The 2,359-nt window shown below is 38.9% G+C and carries 3 protein-coding genes; 2 read left to right on the top strand and 1 reads right to left on the bottom strand.

Going from position 1 to position 2,359, the window contains the following annotated elements; translation table 11 throughout:
- The first annotated feature begins 103 nt into the window (after positions 1-103).
- Together ACH2BV_RS05635 and ACH2BV_RS05630 are read left to right on the top strand one after the other, a co-directional pair.
- The gene (locus ACH2BV_RS05635) at positions 104-760 is read left to right on the top strand and encodes an SGNH/GDSL hydrolase family protein (RefSeq protein WP_395049749.1); all 657 of its coding nucleotides are present in this window, start codon (positions 104-106) and stop codon (positions 758-760) included.
- A gap of 10 nt (positions 761-770) precedes the next feature.
- The gene (locus ACH2BV_RS05630) at positions 771-1,757 is read left to right on the top strand and encodes an aldo/keto reductase (RefSeq protein ID WP_395049748.1); all 987 of its coding nucleotides are present in this window, start codon (positions 771-773) and stop codon (positions 1,755-1,757) included.
- Positions 1,758-2,163: 406 nt separating this feature from the next.
- Here ACH2BV_RS05630 and ACH2BV_RS05625 read toward each other — a convergent pair.
- The coding region (locus ACH2BV_RS05625; protein ID WP_395049747.1) for a hypothetical protein at positions 2,164-2,359 on the bottom strand (196 nt) is incomplete at its 5' end.

Raw genomic sequence — 2,359 nt, 5'->3', positions numbered from 1 at the left:
TAAGTGAAATCATTATTTTTGTTGAATAAACAAATTGTTTATTCTTGAGTCCGAAATGAAATACCTAAAATCAATCTACTTTATCTTTCTTTTATCAATTTTTATGGGACAAAACACAGAAGCTCAGGACTGGGCAAATTTAAACAAATACCAAAAAGAAAACGCCACTCTCCTACCTTTGACACCTGAACAAAGAAGAATCGTTTTTATGGGTGATTCCATTACTGAATTCTGGTCCATTATAAACCCCGAGTTTTTTAAGGGAAAGCCATATGTAAATCGAGGCATTAGTGGGCAAACTACACCTCAAATGCTCATTCGTTTCCGGCCTGACGTGATTGCCTTAAAGCCGGATGTTGTAGTTTTATTAGCGGGGATTAATGACATTGCTGGAAATACAGGTCCTTCAACTGTGGAAATGATATTCGACAATATTATCTCGATGGCTGAATTGGCCAAAGCCAACCATATTAAACTGATTTTATGTTCCCTATTGCCTGCCTATGATTTTCCTTGGTCATCAGGAAAACAACCTGCAGAAAAGGTGGCGAGTCTCAATAAAATGATACAAAAATACGCTGATGCTAATGGGATTTTGTATCTCGATTATCATTCGGCTATGGTGAATGAACAAAAAGGATTGAACTCCGCTTATTCAGACGATGGCGTACATCCCAATAAAGCAGGCTATGAAGTAATGAATCCTTTAGTAGAAAAAGCGATAGCAAAAGTGATGTCCAGTAATAAATCTAACCTATAAAAAAATACAGATGAACTATCGAAAACTTGGAAAAACCAATTTCAACATCTCCGAAATAGCCCTTGGCACATGGCAAGTGGGTGGAAAATGGGGTTCTCCCTTCAATGACAAGACTGCAGACGAGTTAATCAATACCGCTATTGATAATGGCGTGAATTTTATCGATACCGCCGATGTTTATGAAAATGGATTGAGTGAAACTGCCGTAGGAAGAGTAGTTCGTTCTCGTTCGGAACGCATTTATGTTGCCACGAAATGCGGGAGACACGTCAATCCACACGTAAATGAAGGCTACCAACCTAAAGTCTTGCAGAAATTCGTGGAAGATAGCCTCAAAAGAACCGGACTTGACACCCTGGATTTAATCCAGTTGCATTGTCCACCAAGCGAGGTGTATTTTCGCCCCGAAATCTTTGAATTGTTTGATCGATTGAAAGTGCAGGGAAAAATTCAAAACTTGGGCGTCAGCGTCGAAAAAGTGGATGAAGCGATGAAAGCCATTGAATACCCAAACGTGACCACCATACAAATTATTTTCAATCTTTTCCGACAAAAACCATCTGAAGTGTTTTTCAAGGAAGCTCAAAAAAGAGACATTGGCATCATCGCCAGAGTTCCTTTGGCCAGCGGACTTTTGACAGGATTATTCGATTCTAAAACAATTTTTGGAGCACAAGACCATAGAAACTTCAACCGAAACGGAGAAGCTTTCGACAAAGGAGAAACTTTCTCCGGAATCGATTATGAATTGGGTTTAAAAGCCGTGGAAGAATTGAAAGCTTTGTTTCCTGGAGTTACCAATTTGGCTCCAATTGCTTTGCAATGGATTCTGTCTTTTGATGAAATTAGTTGTATCATTCCCGGAGCCTCAAAAGCCAGTCACGTACAATCGAATTTATCGGTGTATGATTTACCTATATTGACACCTGAGAAAATTGCGGTGATGAACCAAATCTACGAAAAGTATATCAAGCCGGAAGTACATCCGTTGTGGTAATCCATTTCGGAAAAATCACTGCCAATTCCGTTTTCTAAGGTCTTGGCATCCTGAATTATGAATGGATTCAGAAGAATTGAAAAGTTAGGCCTTCTTCTTTGATTCGTGTTTTTTAAGGCCGTTTTTTAAGGCGAATTCAGGGATATAAATGGAGTATATTTCATCGTATTTACACTTGTTTTTTCGATACACTTTTCATACACTATAGTGGGCTTTGGGTGGGCTTTGAGTGGGCTATGGTATGGACCATAAATTGTCTTAAAAACCCATACTAATTATGGACTAAATCCTTAACTCTATTTGCCTCTTTTTTGCTCAAAAACAAAACTATACTGAAGCCGTTTTTAAACAAAAAAACCACCCCAAATTGGGATGGTTTTGATTTGAATGCTTATTTAAAAAATAGTTACTGTTTGATCACGTTTACGGCTTTCATGTTCTCGCCTTGTTTCACAATGGTAAGATATTCCCCTCTTGGCAATTCTTCACCAAACTGAATAGGCTGACCGTCGGTTTTTTCGATGCGTTTCACCATTCTGGCAAGCATATCGTACACCAGGACTTCCACTTTTTCGTTATGGCCTCCTTCCACAAGCAGGGTA

The sequence above is a fragment of the Flavobacterium sp. genome (assembly GCF_043780635.1).
GTDB lineage: Bacteria > Bacteroidota > Bacteroidia > Flavobacteriales > Flavobacteriaceae > Flavobacterium.
This window is presented reverse-complemented; position numbering and strand designations above follow the sequence as displayed.